The organism is Paenibacillus solani (assembly GCF_050475945.1).
Taxonomy (GTDB): domain Bacteria; phylum Bacillota; class Bacilli; order Paenibacillales; family Paenibacillaceae; genus Paenibacillus_AQ; species Paenibacillus_AQ solani_A.
Window position 1 is genome coordinate 402,255 of sequence record NZ_JBCMXJ010000016.1, and the last position, 17,528, is coordinate 419,782.

The window sequence follows — 17,528 nt, forward strand, 5'->3', positions numbered from 1 at the left end:
CAGCCAGTAGGGTCCTAATTTTACATCTTCGTAGTGACCGTAGCTGTCTTGGTCTTATTATCAAAGTCGATTTTTCCCCCTAGCGCCTCACCAACAGCTCGCAGCGGCACATAGGTCACTCCATTCTCAAGCTTACCATCCTTGATCTGCTTGCCATTCACGATGACATTCACCTTATCATTCAAAACAGCAGCCGCCTTCTTCTTTAACCCCAAATATTTAGCGATCCCTATGACGTGCCCTGCGATCAAAGCATTAATAACTTCCTGGCGCTTCAGCTTGGCTGCATCAGCTGCCACATCGATAAATAGGTTTTCTGTCAGAACGGCAGGCATCTTAGATTCACGGCACATGTGCAGGTTCGCCGCTTTCTGTCCGCGATCAGCAACGCTATACGGCTTCAAGGCTGCCATGATTTCGGTATGAAGCACGTTTTGCAGTGACCTTGAAGCTGCCGAGGCATTAGTATACCGGAACGACTCAAACCCTCCAGCCCCACCTCCTGCATTGCAATGGATGGAAACTAGGAGATCCGCACCGGCTTTGTTTGCTGCAGCTGTTCGATCCCTCAACTCGTGGAACACATCCGTGCTTCTGGATAGCAAAACCTGTGCACCCTCATAATCTGACTCCAGACGTTGCTTGATGCCTTGGGAGATCGATAAGACAATATCCTTTTCCTGCAACCCGTTCCCGACAGCTCCTGGATCCTTACCGCCATGACCCGCATCAATCCATATCTTCTTCATTTTCGGACCTCCTCCTGACTCGACGCAACCTCAGGCAAACCTGCCAAGCTCGTCAAAAAGCTAGTGAGAGTGGCCAATAAAACCGTACCCCCTACAACATACCAATCAACTTCATTGAAAACTGATGTAGCTCCGATTACGCCGATCGCTGTTTGTGCTGCCGTCTTAACTGCTCGGATACCTGCTGCTTTAAACCATTTACTTGGCATATATAATCATCTCCTATTCTTTCATCTCATCAATTCGTTTGTGCGCTTGCTTAGCCGACTCTTCAACCCGAGTCAAGCGCTCAGAAAAATCGTCCATTCGCCTACCGAGATCCCTTAGATCCACACGAATATCTAGAATCCCTGTCTTGATATAAGACACATCGGTATGAAGCGATGCATCCGCTGTGGCTTCTTGTACCACCTCAGCCTTATAAGCTTTGGTCTTTCCGACCCAGCCCAGTACAATGCCGCTGATAGCTGCAGTGACAGAAATGATTGCTGTGAGCACGGTCCAGTCCACCCTTCTTCCCCCTATCTGAATTTGAATAAGAAAAGCCCTCGGACCACTCCAAGGGCTTAAAATCTAAACTATATCCAATATCTTCCGGAACAAATGATATAATCGGAGAAAAAGGATGTGTTCATTTTGAAAAAATCTTTTGTCAAAACTGTAGCCACTTTAGCAATAGGCATGATGATTGGTTCAGCAACTATGGCAGTTGCATCACCCACTACGGTACAAGCTGTACTATCCAAATTCAACATAACCGTTGATGGTAAAGAACAAAAACTTAAATCAGATCCTCTCGTTTATAACGGCACCACCTACCTTCCAGTTCGTGAAGTTGCTGGCATGTTGAATGCTGAAGTAACCTCATTTGATAACAAGGCGAAAATAATTGAACTGAAAACTAATGAAGCACAGCAGCAGTCAACAACTCAATTCGAACCTATTAAACCAGCACAACCAGAAACACTGAACTTAAAACTTAATGAAACTGCTACTAAGGGTGATATGACTTTAAAAGTCAGCAGTGTAAGCTATGCAGATTTCATTCCTTACGAACCCGGAGCATCTGCGGGTACATACCCTGAACCAGGTTATAAATTTGCTGTTATAAATTTTGATGTTCAAATTAATGCCGAACCTAAGGATAAATTCGATTGGTGGCCTATAGAATTTTTCGAAAGTGCAATTATTAATGGTAAAACCATACATAGATCTTCATCTTTTGTACCTAACAATGTAAGATCAGGTGAAATCAAAAGTGTTCAAATCGCTGTCTCTGTTCCAAGTGATCTAATGATTAGTTCCATAACATTCAGAAATCCTAGTAATAATACTTCATTTGGAACAATTGACCTTTAGTTAACTTTTTCAAAACGCCCATGACATATGGGCGTTTTTATATTCCTTACTGTAAAAATCCCCCGGATAACCGAGGGCAAAATAAAAATGCCTTACGGCGCGATGCAAATCATGTCAGAGAGTTACACGGGTCACCACCTCCTATTTGTACGGAACCTTCCCACGAGCAAACTCGTTCCCTATCTCAGCCAAGGCATTAATCTTCTCCTGGAGCTCTCGCAACTTATCACGCTTCGCCTTGTTACCCAAGCTCTTATCCTCCTGGACAGCTCGGATCTCTTTGCGAACCTCAGACATACTCTTGCTGAGCCTGCCCATTTCTTTCCGGAGCGGGTCACTATACCATTCAGGCACTTCTCTTAAATCCCGGTCTGTGTATGCCTGATCTAGTTTCTCCTTGTAGCGATAAAACTCTGTGGAAATGTCATTGCTGAACACAGGATCTGCCGTTATCTGTTGAGTTAACGTACTTCCGACATCCCCGCCTGGAGACAACAACGGCTGGCCAAGTTGACCAAGGACCCCAGTGTACTGCTTCACAAGATAATCGAGCTTTTTAGGACTCTGTTCAAATGGCGTCCCATACGTCTTATCACCAATCCATCGAGCGATATCTGTGGTCTTTGTGTCAGCCTGTAAGCCAGGAGACAAATTGTTCAGATAACCTGGTACGATTGGAGCACCTGAGAATGTAGTATTGGACGAGAGGTCTGCAATCGGTCCAAGAATGGTGTCTCCTAAAACCCCAGTAAGCAACCCGTCCAAGCTAGGCTCTTTAAGCGCGCCAGAAATGCCGGGCGGAACAAATCGGGTTCGAAGCTGTTCTGCAAAATCCCGGAACGCAGCGGGATCATCCTTAGCGAATTTCTGCATCAAGCGCTCAGGCAGATCGATGAATAGTGTTCCGAGTTCCATTGGTTTGGCAATACGGAAGAACGTACCGTCACCTTTAGGGATTAACAGGAAATTGTCCTTTACTCGGTTGCTCACCTTCTGATAATTGGGGTCATCGTGATTGACGGCGTACATCACAGCACCAGGCACCGTCAGAGCTAAGAAAGCTTTTGTTACAGCTTTTTTCGGGTTGTTTTTATACAGCCGGACGAATTGATCCAATCCCTGTATTGCCGCGTTCATATAAGGAAAAATCTTATCGAGCTCATGAATCATTTTCCCTCGCCGCTTAAAGTTGACGGTTAAATCCTGTGCTTCAAACAAGGCACTTCTCAGATCGTCAGATAACCCACTCTTGGATGCTCGCTTAAACTCAGCCAATCGCGGAGCAGATTCCACCGCATTCATCGCGTTTTCCAAGCCATAGAACAACCGTGGACCTAGATCCTTCAGTAAACTTTTAGGTAGGACCGACCGCTTACTCTGAGCCAAAAGATTTCGGTTTGCCGCGATTGAGGATGAGTGACCGCCACCAATCCGCTTGTATTGCTTGTATAGCTCTCCATCGCGCATGATCTGGAATGCCGCATCAGCCATATCTGCTACAAAGCGCAGCGGGTTATTGGTTGTCTTGGACGCAACGTAGGCATGCGGAATATCCCGAAACAGGTTCCGGGTGATACTAAACACAGGGTTTGCACCCGTGGTCAGTGTTTTCATTTTGTTTGTCACCCATCCGATGGCATCCATCACAAGATTTCCGGCTTTAGGACCGAGTGCTGTAATGGCTTCCAGCAGCTGTGGATCATTTACCTTCAGGTGCGTCTGCTCACCATCAATCAACACTCGAACGATGTTGTCCTTATCAAGTGCCGTCTTGCGCATCGCTTTATCAAAGTCATCTGAGAACCGGGCCAACACTTCATCAAGCCCGTCACCGTCCAATGACAGCTTAGTCAGATCATCCACCCGTTCGGGTTGTTTAACGATCTCCAAATAATCTGCGAACGCTTTCGGATCTTTTTCGATATGTTTAACAGCCTGCTGCATTACCTGATTCCGTTTGGCTGTCTTCACGAACGAATCTACGTTCTCAATAATGGACTCGATCGGGGATATGATCTTCCGCTGTGATCCCGCCTTCTCATATTTTTTAACAGGATTTGATTGGTTACCAAAACCTTTCTTGGCACGCCCTGTCCCGCCACTTCGCTTCTCCAGCGGTGTGAAATAACGCTTATTTGGAACATAGAAAGGGTTAGCGTCAAACCAAGCTTTGGCCTGCTCCGGTGAAATGATTCCGGTATCGACAAGCCAACTGTTCACCATCTGCTTATTAAAGGCATACAGTTTCTCTGCCGTCTCCTTAAACTCCGGAAACATAGCTTCGTATTCGGCTGCCTTTTGTGCACCATATTCAGGTGTCCAATTTAGCTTTTGATCAAAAACCACTTCTCCCCGATCGGCACGAGTAACAGCATGCTTGTTTATCAGATAGTCTTCAAAATCCACATAGATGTCACTGCTTACTTTTCGGATCTGCGATTTTGTTGAGCTGTTCACGCCTCCACGAACCGTCTTCGGCAACCCCGAAAGAATCTCCTTCAGGGATTCGCCTACCACCTTTCCATCACTATCCACCAAAGCATCCGTTACAATTTGGCGCGCTGTCATATCTGATCCACGAGTAGCCAAAGCCCGCTTATGGATACTTTCGGCAGCGCTGAGCGGCTTCTCTAAAACATCCTCAACTAGCTTGTCAAACTGGTTCAGTGGATGAAGATCATCCACCAGGTTCGTATAGAGACGGTCCGCTGCACCAGCTAAGTTAACTGGCTCCCGATCCAGTCGAGTCACCAGTTGGGAGCGGGTATCATTGCTCAGAGATTCGTAAGGCTTGGTTTTAGCGAAAGCGGATATTCCTAGACCGCTATTCTCTTCAAACTGACTTGGCCGCAGAATCGGATCCGCATTCGGATCAACTTTAACCGGAGTAGGTTCTGCAGGTACAGTTGGCCGCTTAGCAGCTTGCCTTCTGAGCAGGAACTCCGGAATGTCCGAAGTGTCAATAATCCCTTTGCCTCCCGATGGTGCGGGTTCTTGAACGGCTCTCTTGGGTTTAGTAGGAGTTCCTTCACGCCGTAAGTCCTTTAAGCGTTCTGCCACAATCGGTCCGTCAGTTACATTCAAAGCTGGGTCAATCTCCCTGAGACTACTCTGCAGGTTATCCTTTACACCTTGATAGGCTTGTAACTGTTCATTGTACCCAAACTCTTGCTTCCAGGAAGGGACAAAGCCACTTTCATCCTGGAAACCGTTATCCACTCGATCTCTGGCCAATTGGTATAAATCCTTGTTGCTCGGGACTTTGCCATTTGCTTTATAGAACTCTTGATACCAAAGAGGGTTATTGGACATGCGTCCGGTTCTGCCGACCACGTCTCCTGCTGCGTCCCTATGCAAAGATCCCTGCTCAACGCCTTTACGTGAGTCCCGAGATTCCTTCAGGTACTTGTATTCTTCAATGACTCGCTGTTCATACTGGCTTTCCAGCTCATTCAGAGTCTGGTTAATCTGCTTAATCTCAGCCCGTCCAGTTTGAGCATTAGCCATTTGGGATCTAAGCCCTGGCGAAGCCTCTGGAAGATCAAACGAGTATGGATTGACAATCGGATCAGCCCCATAGGTATTCTGTGACCGCGCTTCAGCTTCCCGCATTCTGGTCTGCGACCGCGGCTCTGGAAGGGCAAGGATCTCGGCCACTTCTTTTTCAGGGATCCCGTTTCGCTTGAACAGGCTGGATAAAGAGCCTATTGCCATATCTCCCACAGCGCCCAGTCCGACACCAAGAGCAGCATTCCGAACGATTTCCCCGCCACTGTCCTGTCCTTGGACAAGACCGGCCGCAACGCCGCCAATACCGCCTGTAATCGCACCTTCCATTCCTGTTCGGGCTAGACGGTCAGCAGTGGCGACCGACATCCGAGGAGCTGCCGAATTAATTGCTCCAGAAGCCGCTCTCTGTACCTTTTGCCCAGCATTCGTGCCCATGACTTTACGGGCCACTTCAAGCGGACCACTTATTAGGCCCTGCCCTTTAACTCCCGCAGCGGCCGGGTTAAACGCTAACCCAGCCACCCCGCCGATCGTACCAGTAATGTCCGCTGCTTTATCTGCTACTGGATTGCCTGTAGTAGCCTGACGAGCCGAAGGAGTGCCGAGAATCATACTGCCGCCAGCTCCAACTGCCCGAGTTGTAAACTGCCCAGGGGTATTGCCATACCATATCCAGTTATTCGCTTTGGCAAATGGCGACACAGTGAAGTCATAGACACCGCCCCAGAATCCGTCTGGACGCTTCGCTTCAATCTCCTGCAGACCCTTCTCATATTCCGATAACTGAGGAGGTACTGGCGGACCTTGGACCGGCTTGAATTCCATGCCGCTGTTCTGCTCCCATGTCTTCTGGGCAACCTTATCTCCTAAGACCCCCCTTGTGAGAGAGGAGTTTAACGGATTAAGATCCGAAGGTTTGATATCAAGCATAGGTACCGCGGATTCCGACATGTCGGTCTCAAGGGAACGATTGCGAATAACGTCAAAGACAGACGTTGAGGATTCCTGTTCTTCTGTACTTGGGGAATACACTCGATCTAAGACACGCTGCTTAGCCTCCTCACCTTGCCTTGTCCGGTTACGTATTGAATCAAATTGGCTTGCCATCATTCCACCGCCTTAATACCATTTCTTCTTATCCCAATGCTCAAGCGCTTTAACCGGATCTTTGTATCGGTTCTTAATATATTTCAGTCCTGCCACAGCCTGCTCGTATGGATCATCCCAGTTCACACTGCTTCCCCCGTAATCCTTCCTAGTCATGTCCAAAAATTGAAATAACCCAGCAGCGGATGATTTAGGATTCTTCGCGGCTGGGTTAAAGCTAGACTCACGAGCAATGAGCTCTAGCGTTGGCTGCAGCCAGCTATTCGGAAGGCCTAAATCACGAATCGCCTTGCTAACAGCTGTACTGGCCGTATTGTAGTTCTTCGGGTTGGCTTTGGCATCGCGCTCGGCCTTGTAGTAATTCTTGTATGCCCCAACACCATTCGATGCGGTGGTGGGGCTACTCAGTTTCCCGAGGAAGCCCCAAACTTTTTCATATACTTATCGATCTCAGCCTTGGTCATGCCAAGTGAATTCAGTATCTGGTTCGTTTCCAAATCACTAAGGCCTGAGTCAACTACATTCAGAAACATCTGTTCACGCTTAGCGGGGCTGCTGGTGATTTGAGTCCCTGACTTGGTTTGATTACCGAACTCATCAGTAGAGTAAATAGGTTCAGTGTATAAGCTCTGCATACTCTGTAATACTTGATTAGCAGACAGACCTCTGTAGCTTTCCGAGGACGGATTCGCCATTTGATAATCAAGCTGTGCCCAAGCACGTGCGCTATCATCCTGACTCAGACCGATCTGTGCTTCTCGGTATGCTTGTTGGTTCTGCTCAGACAACGTTTGGAGAGCATAGTTCAGACCGAATTGATTTACATCCTGATCAAACTTCAATTTCCACTGCTGGTCACTGATGGCGTCTCGTGCTTTCTGATATGCAAACTGTTCCAGTGTGAATTGGTTACTAAACGCTTGCTGCTGAGCCGCCATGGTCAAAGGAGCATTGCCCTTCTGTGTCTGGCGAATAAGACCAGACCAGTCCGTTTGTGGACTAACCATTTGTCCTGATGCATCCCAAACGTTACGGGCTGCGTCCCAATTCGCTGTTTGGCGTTGCAAGTCTACCTGTTGTCCCTGTAGGGTCCGAAGCGCTGGGTTATTCTGACTAGCTTTCGAGGAGTGGACATCGGCCCCATAGAAGCTTGGGTCAATGCCTAATGCCTGAAGCTGTGATCGTATACCATCCGCTTGTTGGCTGAGAGCCGCTCGATCTTCACGGGACATCCCCTTTGTCTCCGCCTGACGCTTCAGATCCAGTAGGTTGCTGATCGCCTGCTTCGCTTCATTCGGTAAATAGTTTCCGGTAAGCTGCGCCTCCTGGATCGGATTCTGGAAGTACTCTTGGTGCTGCAAGCCATATAGACTGCCAAGGTTAGCTAGTGTATCCTGCTGGGTACCATAATTCATTTGTTGGACCTGTAGGGACCGGTTAGCATCATCGTTATAACGCTGATATGCCTGGTTCATAAGCTGCGGGACAAGTGTATCCGCTAAGCTAGCCAGCGTCTTATCTCCAATCTGATTCTGAACAAGCTCACTGTACGACGACTTACCTTGTCCCTGCGCCCGGAGAACAGCATTTGTGTCCACCTGCTGGTCTGCGATATTCCGCTTGGCCTCTGCCAACTGAGATAGATATGCCGGATCAGACTGCGGATTATATTCGAAGGGGTCTGGTGCTTTGAACTGAAAGCCGCTCATATTATTGATGAAATCGTTCATCCGGTTTAATGTGTTTTCGGTCGGGCTGGTGTATGGCGTATAAGCAGGCTGCGGGTTGCTCTTTACATTCGTAGCTGCCTGAACAAACGGACTTGTTGTCTTTTGCATACTCATAGAGCTACCAGGGTTGAAGCTGTTCCAGGCGTTATTGAAATTCTGCTGATTGGAGTATGTCGTACCCTTGTTGTTGTAATCAGCTTTCATGAAATTCTTACCATCTACTGTGACGTAACCATTGGAATAGCCGATCCGACCGTTATCCACGCCTTTGCTATTCAGCCCTTGCCTAATGCCGTAATCATAGGTTGCCATAACACACCTCCATTTCTTTGCATGAGAAAAGGACCCTCAGATGAAGGTCCTTCGTATAGTATTATTTAATTCTGCAATTTAGCCAATTGTGATTCGAGGTCGGCGAGTTTGCTTTTCAAACCAGAAAGCGATGTTTCTGCCTCTTGTTTTTCTTTGTTCATTCTATCGTATTCTGCTTTGTAGATTTTGTAATCATTCTCTGATGCTGATCCACCGAGACCATTCTCATAATTTTCGACCATCATTTTTGCTGACTTATAAGCAGTGGTTTCTTCTATTTTAATCTTAAACTGAGCGTCTTCAATTTGCTTATTAATTGATCTTATTTCAGTACGCACTTCATTAATTTTCTTGTTTTTCTCCTGAGTTAATCTATTTAATTCGGCTTGTTCTTGATCCGCGATTTCTTTTCCATCTACTTCTGGACTAGTCACTGAAGCTTCACTTTCGCCATTATCCGTTTCACTCGTAACCAAGTTCACTTCATTCGAATTCACACTTCCCACCTCAACTCCATCCAATGAATTAACAATAGTTCTAATCGGAAGATAGGTAGTCCCGTTAATAATTCCACCTTCCCCGATCACCCTCCCATCTTTTTTCACTGTAATAACTTTGGCTACTTTTCCACCTAATAGTTTTGATGCAGCTGCTTGAATATCAGAAGCAAATGCAATTGTTACACCGACTACAAAACCGATAAACAATAGTCCTATATTTTTTAAGTGTTTTTTCATGACCACACCTCAATGTCATAATTTGGTGTGATTATACCATTTATATCGATCTTTAGTAATACTTAATTAGTTTGCTCGTGAGTATGAGTTCCTGCAGCTCTGAAAGTATGGATTACACCATTTACATCTTTAAACTGAGTGAAGTCTGGAATCCCGTGGTTGTGGCTACCAGAAGGATTAGTTGATATTCCTGCTAAGGCTTTGTCTTCTAACTCAGCGCCTAAATTACGGCCATTACCTAGAATTCTTGAGAATGAAGGTAGTATCAAGTAACCGTTATTAGTTACATTAATCTCCATTTGGTTAATTGCATCAATTAACATCGTACCTAGAAGAGTGCTAATACGTGCTTTGGTCATCCCTTGAGAAGTATATATTTGTGCTGGTGCTCCACCATAGTCAGCTTCCATAGTGATATTGTTATTAGCATCCTTATAGACTCCGAACACATCATTATCCGAACTCATTACTGCACGAGGATACCCGTAACGATTCGTAGATATATAAGACCCAAATATCTGTACTGCCTCTATCAACCCTGCTGTAATATGCCCTAGGTTCGCTGAGATGGCAGAGAGTTCGTTAACATCAATCTTTTCAGCTGTGATAGCACCAGCTTGGATCTTATCAGCAGTAATGGAGTTTGCTTTAAGATTCTTCGTCTCAATACTATTAGCTCGGATATTGTTCGCATCCAGATTACCATTCACAAGGAACTCCAAGTCCTTCGCCATCTTTGCGACTGTATTCGCCAAGTCTTTTACATAAGACAGTACCTGGCCGATATCTTGTGTATTGGGCGGTGCACTGATCCGAGGAGTATCGCTCCATAAGGCCATGACATCAACCTCCTAATAAAGCGGCAGTTGCCGCGTTTGTCTTGTGAATTCATGTATCCTAGCCCAGCCAGTACCAGAGAATCTTACACGGATCCAATTTTCACGTGCGAACTTGGATACCGGTATGATGACCCTGCGCACTTGTGGCGAGCTGCTACCAGCAATCGACTGGACCAGCGTCCAATCTCCTCCGCTGATCGAGGATGAAAGATGAATTTCCATGCTGCCAGTAAGCTCCACGACCATCCAAAGTTTATACCAACGCATCTTTTGAGCAATGGAGCCACCATTGAAAGGCTTCGTAGTAGCCGACCAGCGAATAGAATCGCCTCCGTCTGTAGAGCCCTCCATTCGTAAAATACGACCGTATGCATCACCGATATAGAGTTGATTTTGCATGGACGCAAACTGCGCGGCGTGTATGCCTCTCCATAAACTCCAAGCTTGTACACCAGGCCGAGGATCATAGACTAGCATTCTGTCAGGGGTTAGGTTGAAATACAGCTTCGTACCGTCAGAGCCGGCGACACTCGTATCCGTTACCCCTGTCACGAATTTCCCGATAACATCCGAAAACGATTTGTTCGGTAACACGCCGCCACCGTATTCGAAGATTCCAACCTTGTGCATGAAGCGCATAAAACCTTCTTGTGTGACCGCACTCTTATGGTTAGATACGCCCATGTCCTCGGTGATCAGCTTGGTAGTAAAGTCTTCTGGCAAGGCGCCATAGAGCTCATGCAGGCTGTTCGGCATGCCAATCGTCAATTTGGTCAGACTCCCAGTCAACATATTAATTTGCTCGCCTCGCGTGGATTCCATTTGACGTCGGTAGCTGTCATCCTTGTTTCCAGTGAACTTATCCCATCGATCGGGCTGATCCAGCGCACAAGCCCATAACTCATTATCCACCGCACACCAAAGCCGGTTCTGGTATGTGGTCATGTACTTCCCGTTAGAAGGTGCGCCGCTCAAGTTTGACACGCTGCTTCCGTCATACTTCTTCACTGGATCCACTCCGTTACAGGCAATCAGGTTCACATCTGGCAGGTCCCCCTGGAAGTTTGTGAAGGACCAATCGGCCAAAGTACTCAGGCCAGTTGCCAAGGTAGACCAGGATGACCCGTTCCATCGTCTCCAAGTTCCGTCATTGAATACGGCATGCAGCTCACGGTCTTTCCACACTCCCATCCCTAGAACTCTTGATCCAAAGGTTCCTAGAATAGAATAACCCGGTCGTGTCGAAACGGCCGGGTAATCATCACTCGTCATATTCTGCATATCGGTGAAAAAGCTATCCGGAATAGATAGAGCATCAAACGAATTCAAGCCCTTAAAATCACGGATGGGGATCGGTTGCGATATTCCGGGAAGCGCCTGGTAATTAGGCTGATAATATTGGACTGGCTTCATCCTGAATCACCTGCTTGATAATTCTGTGCTGCCACATTCCACGCTGCCTTGTACTGGCTCTCATAGTTGGCTGCCTTTACACTATCGTCCTGGGTATGAGCCAGATAAGCTGCTAGCGCTGGGATGTACGTCCAGTGGTATTCCTCTGGGGCATCCGGTACGGCGTTCAGGTTGTTTGCTGTGAATACCGTTGTCCCGATCCGACGATAGCGCAAAAATCCCTGCAGGTCCGTATAGGGTGCAGGGAACAAGGAAAGCGTATGAGATTGGTCATCAAAAGAATATACATTTTGGGTGGGCGTCACATCATCTGAATTAAGGCTGAGATATTGAAACATCCCTATGATCACCTTATCGATATTCTTCTGGCGGACATCCTGAGGCAAATCATATTCGACTTGATCAGGCGAACAGATGAACCAAGATATCTTTGGTATCTTTACAACATTGAAGAAGTCTTGGTTGATCGCATTCAGATGGATAACCTTATCAGCTGACATGACTTCATTCGGGACAAGAATATCTGCCTGGGTGATGATCTCTGCAATGTTCATAACAGGCCTCCTTTCATAGCAATTAACACTTGCATTATGTTCTTACTTATTGCACAGTTTTCGTCCAACATATCCAAATTAAATATGTCATTTGGATATGTTGGTGTCTAAAACCCACCCTAATATTTTTTTGTTGTTGACGATTTTCCAACGGTATTTAACTAACATACCTATAATGGTAGGGAAAACAACAGCAAATACAAAGAGGCAGATCGTATTGAAGAAATTAATTTCTGCAACTCCAATCAATTCCTTAGCATAGTCAATACCCAGCCAATGATAGAGGAATATATATAACGAATACTTCCCCAAGGTTTCAAACATGGACAAGAATGTTTTGGACACTCTCCATTTTGCTAGAAGCATAAACAATGAAAAGCCAAAAACCATTACACTCAAAGAATAAATAATAGTATATTTGTTCGGAGGGTTGGTCCACCCTAAATTTAACCATCCAGTAAAATATACAACCCCGAGTGCAATTATCGAAACAATCATTAATAAAACATTTACGTAATTCTTGTTGAAAATATCCGAGTGTTTTTTATATAGCATATATGTCAACATCCCCAAGAAAAAAACAAAAAGATATGATCCCCCTAATAATTTACCTCCCCCGCCGTATATTTCACCTATTACACTGTTATGCGTGAATAATCTAGCAATAAGGTAAACAATAATTAAACTTAGTAATTGAAACCATATCCTTTTATTTACCAGCAATTTATAAAGATAAGGAGCAATTATTACTAACTGAATAAAAAAAGCTATGAAATAAAATGGTGCGGATGCATTGAAATTCAGTAACGCGTTCCAATACACCTTCAAATCAAAATTATAATGAAGATTGACAAATACATATATAGCTGTCGCGATAAGATATGGGATCAATACTCCTTTGACTCTTCTTATTTGATAATCCCGTAAAGACATCTTATTACGTTCAATTGATATCACCGATGTTACCCCAGCCAAGAAAATGAAGGCTGTTACTGAAAACTCTGTCAGTAGATGAACAGATTGATTATGATAGACTATCCCAAACAAGTGATCAAAAACAACAGCTAAAATAGAAAGCCCTTTAAGAAAATCGATCCACCCGAATTTTTTCACGCTCATATTGGCTTCAGCCCCTTTTTATCTATACTGGGACCATTCTACCCCGACATCGATAAAAAGAAAATAATAACCGCAATATCGCTACCATAGTTTATGAGAGAATACACCCTATATAGTTCTACCGTACTATCTAACCGACAAGCACCTTTCAGGTATATTGTGGCTCCTCCATCCATTGACAGCAAATATTCAGCAGTGACTTTAAACATCTGAGTACTATATCGTCCAATTGTTGATTTCATAACTACCATTCCGATTTATTGTCGCTGAATATAAGCGTCAATCGATAAGGAGCATTTACTGAACCTCCAGAGATGACTACGTTTGCGCCATCTATATAATTGATGTTCATTTGTCGCATCTCTCCACCAGCCCCACCCTTATAAAACGCTTGAGCAATAACTATAGAATGGTGTCCGCTTATGATCTCATGGGGAATGCTAACTGCACCAGATGCATCTAATGTGCCTGTATAGCGTTTAATTGCGAATGATAACCCTGAACCAACCCGTAAAAAATCACCTGGAAGTATATTGTTGTTGATGTACCCATTTCCCGAACTGTTACCAAAGATGCTCTTGTTTCCAGTAGACATATCTATTATTTTTTGACCCGGACCGTCAAAAACATTATTCGCAAACACTAGATTTTCCCATACACCCTTCAAAGTAACTCCAGTGTTGAAAGTATTACCTGTAATGTTTGCGGATTCCATATCTAGTAACACAGCACCTGAAAAACGATTCCCTGTTATGTTTACGGCACTTCCTTTTGTAAATGTTGTGGTGCCTGTGATAATACAACTTGATATATTCCATTCGTAAACATCAGTGGCCGGATCTAAATCTATAAAAGGATTATTGACAAAATTACTTACTGTGCAACCTAATAAAATGACCCTCGGTATTACGCTAGTCAGTGAGTCGCTCGAGATGATCGTATGCATATTTTCAATATGACACGATGTAAAATAAAAGTAGCCATTCGGATTATTATAACCTTTAAAATGTATTGCATTTTGGACTCCGGTTATTGTCGGGTTTATTTGGCATCTTATAAACGACAATGTATCTATTCCGTTTAATATACGGATCATATCAATCGCCGGGCCAATCCCATTTTCCCCACCATTGCGACCAAATGAACAATCCTTAAATGTTATTTGCGGTGTGTTCTCAAGTGAAGTGTAAGCTTCTGTTACAGAGTAAATCACAACACGTTCAGCATTACATGATAGTTGCCCAGTGATTTCCAAACCAATGGCATGTTGGTGTATATTAACATCTACCAACGATGAATAGTCTGTCGATGCCACCTTAACTCCTATCGACCCTGGAGGTATCGCCCCTGGTTCTCTTGTAACTGATATATTTCTGAGAGATGTTTGGGCACTCACTACCCCACCATTCAATTCAACAACAATCGGGAGCGAAGCAGCCCCGATAATTTCAACATTTGCATTATTTACATTTGAGCCCAATGACCATCCGGCTAACGTAACATTGGAAGGCACGGTTATTTTAGTTGCTACGAAGTAACGACCATCGGGTAAAGATACAAGCCCCCCACCATCATTAGAACACATATCTAAAACTGATTGAATTACAGAGGCATCATCAGTCCCTGTTGCACCATTCCAGTCTCCTTTAGCTCCGTATTGCTTAACATTAATCGCAATATCCGCCAACTGCACAGTAACTTCTTCAAGACCTTTGGCTGTTTCTCTGAGTTCAACCTTATCGGCTGCACTCATCAACCCACTCACCGTCTCCGTCGCTTCAGGAATTGGATCTGTCCCATCACCCGCATGTTCAATGCCATGTGGTCCAGGAGTAGAAGTTCCGGTTGCTGTAATCCTTACATTTTTATTAGCTGGATCCGGTGTGATCGTGATGCCTACACCGGCTTCAATATCTAGGGTGTCTTCCTTTACTGAAGCGAGTATGCCGTTTATTTTCGAAAAGGCATTTTGATTCACTTCGGCCCCTGGCTTGATCCCATTCAACTTTGCCTGATCAGAACCAGAAATAAATCCAGCCTTGCCGCTTGGAACTGCAAGCGCGTGTGCTGATCCACCAGTTCCGATGTGAGCCGATAACTTAGAATCAGAATAATCCTTCGCATTCTTCTCTGCCTTATCTGCCTTTTGCTGTGCCCCGCCTGGTGTTTCCCATTGTGGATGACCTTGCTTAGCAATATCTTCACTCGTATCACGCCAAGGAAATCTACTACTCATGATCTCACCATCTTTCCTTTACCTCGTATCGCTCCCAGCCTGAATTAGCTGATTGGTAACCACTCAGGAGCTCCTGATACTTAGCGTCATATTCCTGTGCATCTCTGCCATTAGTAATCTCACGCAAGACGCCATATACCAGCACCATGTCGTAATCAGGATCGAAGCCGGTTGGCCCGTTCATATCCGTTAATCTCAATTCAGGCAGCACAGGGATATGAAATATTTTCAAGCCCGTTACACAGTCTTGTTCCGGAGTTGGCACCAGTCCGATCGTCCCTGCCTGGAAATAGTAATATGGCTTCATTGATCGCTGATGGAACTGTCGAAGCGGGATCCTCCGCCACTCTTCGTCCCACATCATATCTACATCCACCACATTGCCTGGAGGACAAGGAAGTGTATACAGCGATTGACCCGCAGTTAAGTCAATAGCGGTACACACCGTATCAGCCTGCTGCTGAGCTCCGCCTGATTGCCTTAGCAGCCGATCCCGGACCTGCGTCACCTTCCGGACAATGGAAGCGGGAGACAGGTAATTAGGAACCTTTTCCGCGATTTCCTCGACCACGTCCTTTAGCAGCATTGTCGGCAGCCTCCTCCCCATTGATAGGCTCAATTGTTGCTGGTTCTGGTGCTGACGGTGCTGGTGATTCTACTGGCTCTAGTGGTTCTGCTGGCGCTGGATCTACCTTCGGCTCCAGCATCTCAGATACCAATTTCTCTAAGAGCTCATTCGTCCTTTTTTGTTCCAAGTGAATTGCATTCAGTGCATCAAGTTCATCCCGATACATAAGCATCTCCTTTCCTTCTTTTAAAAACTCGGGTACGAATGCTTAAAACAAGGAAAGGGAGCCAAAGCCCCCTCTGCTTGTCGCTATGATCTACTTGACGTTATGACCGTAGATGAAGGAATAGTTGAGGAAAGCATATCCCCAGCGTCCGATTGCCTTGTGTTTAGTGGCTTCGGTGTCGAAATCTGTCATCGTACCATTCTCGACCTTCCGTCTCCACTGCCAGATATTGAACTGCTTCAACCGTGCAGAATCAGCGGCGAACCAGTTTTTACGATGGCTAGCTTTGATAAATGGATCAACAATAACATTGATATCTCCCATGTACATGTTGGCGTCGAAGTTATTGCTTCCAGGTTCATACTTCGGCAGATCCGAATCTGGCAAGCCTGCAATTTTGAATGCTGCGCGAGCATTGTAAGGTGCAACAATAAGCGTATCCGGGATGACGGCCATGGTGTTACCCTTATCATCGACCCACTCTTGCATAGCGACTGCCGTCTCATCCCAAGAGTCGATATTCAGAGGCTTATCACCTAGGTTAGATTGCACATCGGTGCTGTTCGTTGGACTGTACGGATGATCCGCTGCGCAAAGCGGCTTACCATCTGGCCCGACATAACTGTCAATACGCCCCCGCCAGTTTGGCCCTGTTGCCGAAAAGGCGTTCACCAAGAACTCAACAGCTTGAAGCTGCTGGGTTTTGTAAACAGAATCTGCAAGAGAAGCAATACGGCGTTTAATTTCGGTCAACTGAAGATCATCAATGAAGTCGCGTTCGATGATACGACCATCGGAGAACTTGCGGTTCTTGATGATCTTCTGCCAGAGTTCATCGATGTCCTCATAGTAAACCTGGTTATTCGAATGTTTCCAATCTTCCATCAGACCCTCGCCGCCGATCCCTTCATAGGATTCCAATGGCTTAGTGGAGGTCGTTACGTTATACAGGAGCGGAATATAGTCCTTTTTATTTTTCATTTCAAGCGAATAGAGTTCCTTAAATACAGGCTCCAATACTCGCGGATCCCAACGAAGTGCTGTTTGCATATTTTATATCTCCTCTCTG

The 17,528-nt window shown here is 45.5% G+C and carries 16 protein-coding genes; 1 reads left to right on the plus strand and 15 read right to left on the minus strand.

Going from position 1 to position 17,528, the window contains the following annotated elements:
- Nucleotides 1-20 precede the first annotated feature (20 nt).
- Genes ABEQ74_RS20500 through ABEQ74_RS20510 form a run of 3 tightly spaced genes read right to left on the minus strand, consistent with a single transcriptional unit; the run spans nt 21 to nt 1,259 of the window.
- Nucleotides 21-749, minus strand: coding sequence for an N-acetylmuramoyl-L-alanine amidase (locus ABEQ74_RS20500; protein ID WP_430123979.1), 729 nt, complete (start codon nt 747-749; stop codon nt 21-23).
- Complete coding sequence (locus ABEQ74_RS20505) at nt 746-958, minus strand: holin (RefSeq protein ID WP_430123980.1); 213 nt, start codon at nt 956-958, stop codon at nt 746-748. Before ABEQ74_RS20505 ends, ABEQ74_RS20500 begins: the two co-directional genes overlap by 4 nt.
- A 13-nt stretch (nt 959-971) precedes the next feature.
- A complete protein-coding gene (locus ABEQ74_RS20510) occupies nt 972-1,259 on the minus strand; it encodes a hypothetical protein (RefSeq protein WP_430123981.1) in 288 nt (95 codons plus the stop codon).
- Between the two features lie 126 nt (nt 1,260-1,385).
- Here ABEQ74_RS20510 and ABEQ74_RS20515 point away from each other — a divergent pair, with 126 nt between their 5' ends.
- The gene (locus ABEQ74_RS20515; protein ID WP_430123982.1) at nt 1,386-2,108 is read left to right on the plus strand and encodes a stalk domain-containing protein; all 723 of its coding nucleotides are present in this window, start codon (nt 1,386-1,388) and stop codon (nt 2,106-2,108) included.
- Between the two features lie 141 nt (nt 2,109-2,249).
- On the opposite strand, the gene ABEQ74_RS20520 is transcribed toward ABEQ74_RS20515, so the two are convergent.
- From ABEQ74_RS20520 to ABEQ74_RS20575, 12 genes are all read right to left on the minus strand, one after another.
- Entirely contained in the window at nt 2,250-6,725 is a 4,476-nt protein-coding gene (locus tag ABEQ74_RS20520) for an LPD38 domain-containing protein (protein ID WP_430123983.1), read from the minus strand.
- Nucleotides 6,726-6,737: 12 nt separating this feature from the next.
- Nucleotides 6,738-7,133, minus strand: a complete 396-nt coding sequence (locus tag ABEQ74_RS20525) for a transglycosylase SLT domain-containing protein (protein WP_430124252.1) — start codon at nt 7,131-7,133, stop codon at nt 6,738-6,740.
- A complete protein-coding gene (locus ABEQ74_RS20530; RefSeq protein ID WP_430123984.1) occupies nt 7,130-8,767 on the minus strand; it encodes a hypothetical protein in 1,638 nt (545 codons plus the stop codon). Before ABEQ74_RS20530 ends, ABEQ74_RS20525 begins: the two co-directional genes overlap by 4 nt.
- 65 nt (nt 8,768-8,832) lie before the next feature.
- Entirely contained in the window at nt 8,833-9,504 is a 672-nt protein-coding gene (locus ABEQ74_RS20535; protein WP_430123985.1) for a hypothetical protein, read from the minus strand.
- Between the two features lie 62 nt (nt 9,505-9,566).
- The gene (locus tag ABEQ74_RS20540) at nt 9,567-10,343 is read right to left on the minus strand and encodes a hypothetical protein (RefSeq protein ID WP_430123986.1); all 777 of its coding nucleotides are present in this window, start codon (nt 10,341-10,343) and stop codon (nt 9,567-9,569) included.
- A 12-nt stretch (nt 10,344-10,355) separates the two neighbouring features.
- Nucleotides 10,356-11,756 (minus strand): hypothetical protein, encoded by a 1,401-nt coding sequence (locus ABEQ74_RS20545; RefSeq protein ID WP_430123987.1) that lies wholly within the window; start codon nt 11,754-11,756, stop codon nt 10,356-10,358.
- The gene (locus ABEQ74_RS20550) at nt 11,753-12,310 is read right to left on the minus strand and encodes a hypothetical protein (RefSeq protein WP_430123988.1); all 558 of its coding nucleotides are present in this window, start codon (nt 12,308-12,310) and stop codon (nt 11,753-11,755) included. Before ABEQ74_RS20550 ends, ABEQ74_RS20545 begins: the two co-directional genes overlap by 4 nt.
- Nucleotides 12,311-12,397: 87 nt before the next feature.
- On the minus strand, nt 12,398-13,429 hold the full coding sequence (locus tag ABEQ74_RS20555) for an acyltransferase family protein (RefSeq protein WP_430123989.1): 1,032 nt from the start codon (nt 13,427-13,429) through the stop codon (nt 12,398-12,400).
- Nucleotides 13,430-13,673: 244 nt separating this feature from the next.
- The gene (locus ABEQ74_RS20560) at nt 13,674-15,665 is read right to left on the minus strand and encodes a glycosyl hydrolase family 28-related protein (RefSeq protein WP_430123990.1); all 1,992 of its coding nucleotides are present in this window, start codon (nt 15,663-15,665) and stop codon (nt 13,674-13,676) included.
- A gap of 4 nt (nt 15,666-15,669) precedes the next feature.
- Nucleotides 15,670-16,251, minus strand: coding sequence for a hypothetical protein (locus ABEQ74_RS20565; protein ID WP_430123991.1), 582 nt, complete (start codon nt 16,249-16,251; stop codon nt 15,670-15,672).
- Nucleotides 16,205-16,465: a hypothetical protein gene (locus tag ABEQ74_RS20570; protein ID WP_430123992.1), complete on the minus strand. Its 261-nt coding sequence runs from the start codon at nt 16,463-16,465 to the stop codon at nt 16,205-16,207. Before ABEQ74_RS20570 ends, ABEQ74_RS20565 begins: the two co-directional genes overlap by 47 nt.
- A gap of 84 nt (nt 16,466-16,549) precedes the next feature.
- Entirely contained in the window at nt 16,550-17,509 is a 960-nt protein-coding gene (locus ABEQ74_RS20575; protein ID WP_430123993.1) for a Mu-like prophage major head subunit gpT family protein, read from the minus strand.
- Between the last annotated feature and the right edge of the window lie 19 nt (nt 17,510-17,528).

Excerpts from the sequence above, each read along its gene's own strand:
- ABEQ74_RS20570 (WP_430123992.1), bottom strand. The coding sequence starts at position 16,465 with ATGCTTATGTATCGGGATGAACTTGATGCACTGAATGCAATTCACTTG.
- ABEQ74_RS20540 (WP_430123986.1), bottom strand. The coding sequence starts at position 10,343 with ATGGCCTTATGGAGCGATACTCCTCGGATCAGTGCACCGCCCAATACA.
- ABEQ74_RS20530 (WP_430123984.1), bottom strand. The coding sequence starts at position 8,767 with ATGGCAACCTATGATTACGGCATTAGGCAAGGGCTGAATAGCAAAGGC.
- ABEQ74_RS20505 (WP_430123980.1), bottom strand. The coding sequence starts at position 958 with ATGCCAAGTAAATGGTTTAAAGCAGCAGGTATCCGAGCAGTTAAGACG.
- ABEQ74_RS20545 (WP_430123987.1), bottom strand. The coding sequence starts at position 11,756 with ATGAAGCCAGTCCAATATTATCAGCCTAATTACCAGGCGCTTCCCGGA.
- ABEQ74_RS20500 (WP_430123979.1), bottom strand. The coding sequence starts at position 749 with ATGAAGAAGATATGGATTGATGCGGGTCATGGCGGTAAGGATCCAGGA.
- ABEQ74_RS20560 (WP_430123990.1), bottom strand. The coding sequence starts at position 15,665 with ATGAGTAGTAGATTTCCTTGGCGTGATACGAGTGAAGATATTGCTAAG.
- ABEQ74_RS20555 (WP_430123989.1), bottom strand. The coding sequence starts at position 13,429 with ATGAGCGTGAAAAAATTCGGGTGGATCGATTTTCTTAAAGGGCTTTCT.
- ABEQ74_RS20535 (WP_430123985.1), bottom strand. The coding sequence starts at position 9,504 with ATGAAAAAACACTTAAAAAATATAGGACTATTGTTTATCGGTTTTGTA.
- ABEQ74_RS20575 (WP_430123993.1), bottom strand. The coding sequence starts at position 17,509 with ATGCAAACAGCACTTCGTTGGGATCCGCGAGTATTGGAGCCTGTATTT.
- ABEQ74_RS20520 (WP_430123983.1), bottom strand. The coding sequence starts at position 6,725 with ATGGCAAGCCAATTTGATTCAATACGTAACCGGACAAGGCAAGGTGAG.
- ABEQ74_RS20550 (WP_430123988.1), bottom strand. The coding sequence starts at position 12,310 with ATGAACATTGCAGAGATCATCACCCAGGCAGATATTCTTGTCCCGAAT.
- ABEQ74_RS20565 (WP_430123991.1), bottom strand. The coding sequence starts at position 16,251 with ATGCTGCTAAAGGACGTGGTCGAGGAAATCGCGGAAAAGGTTCCTAAT.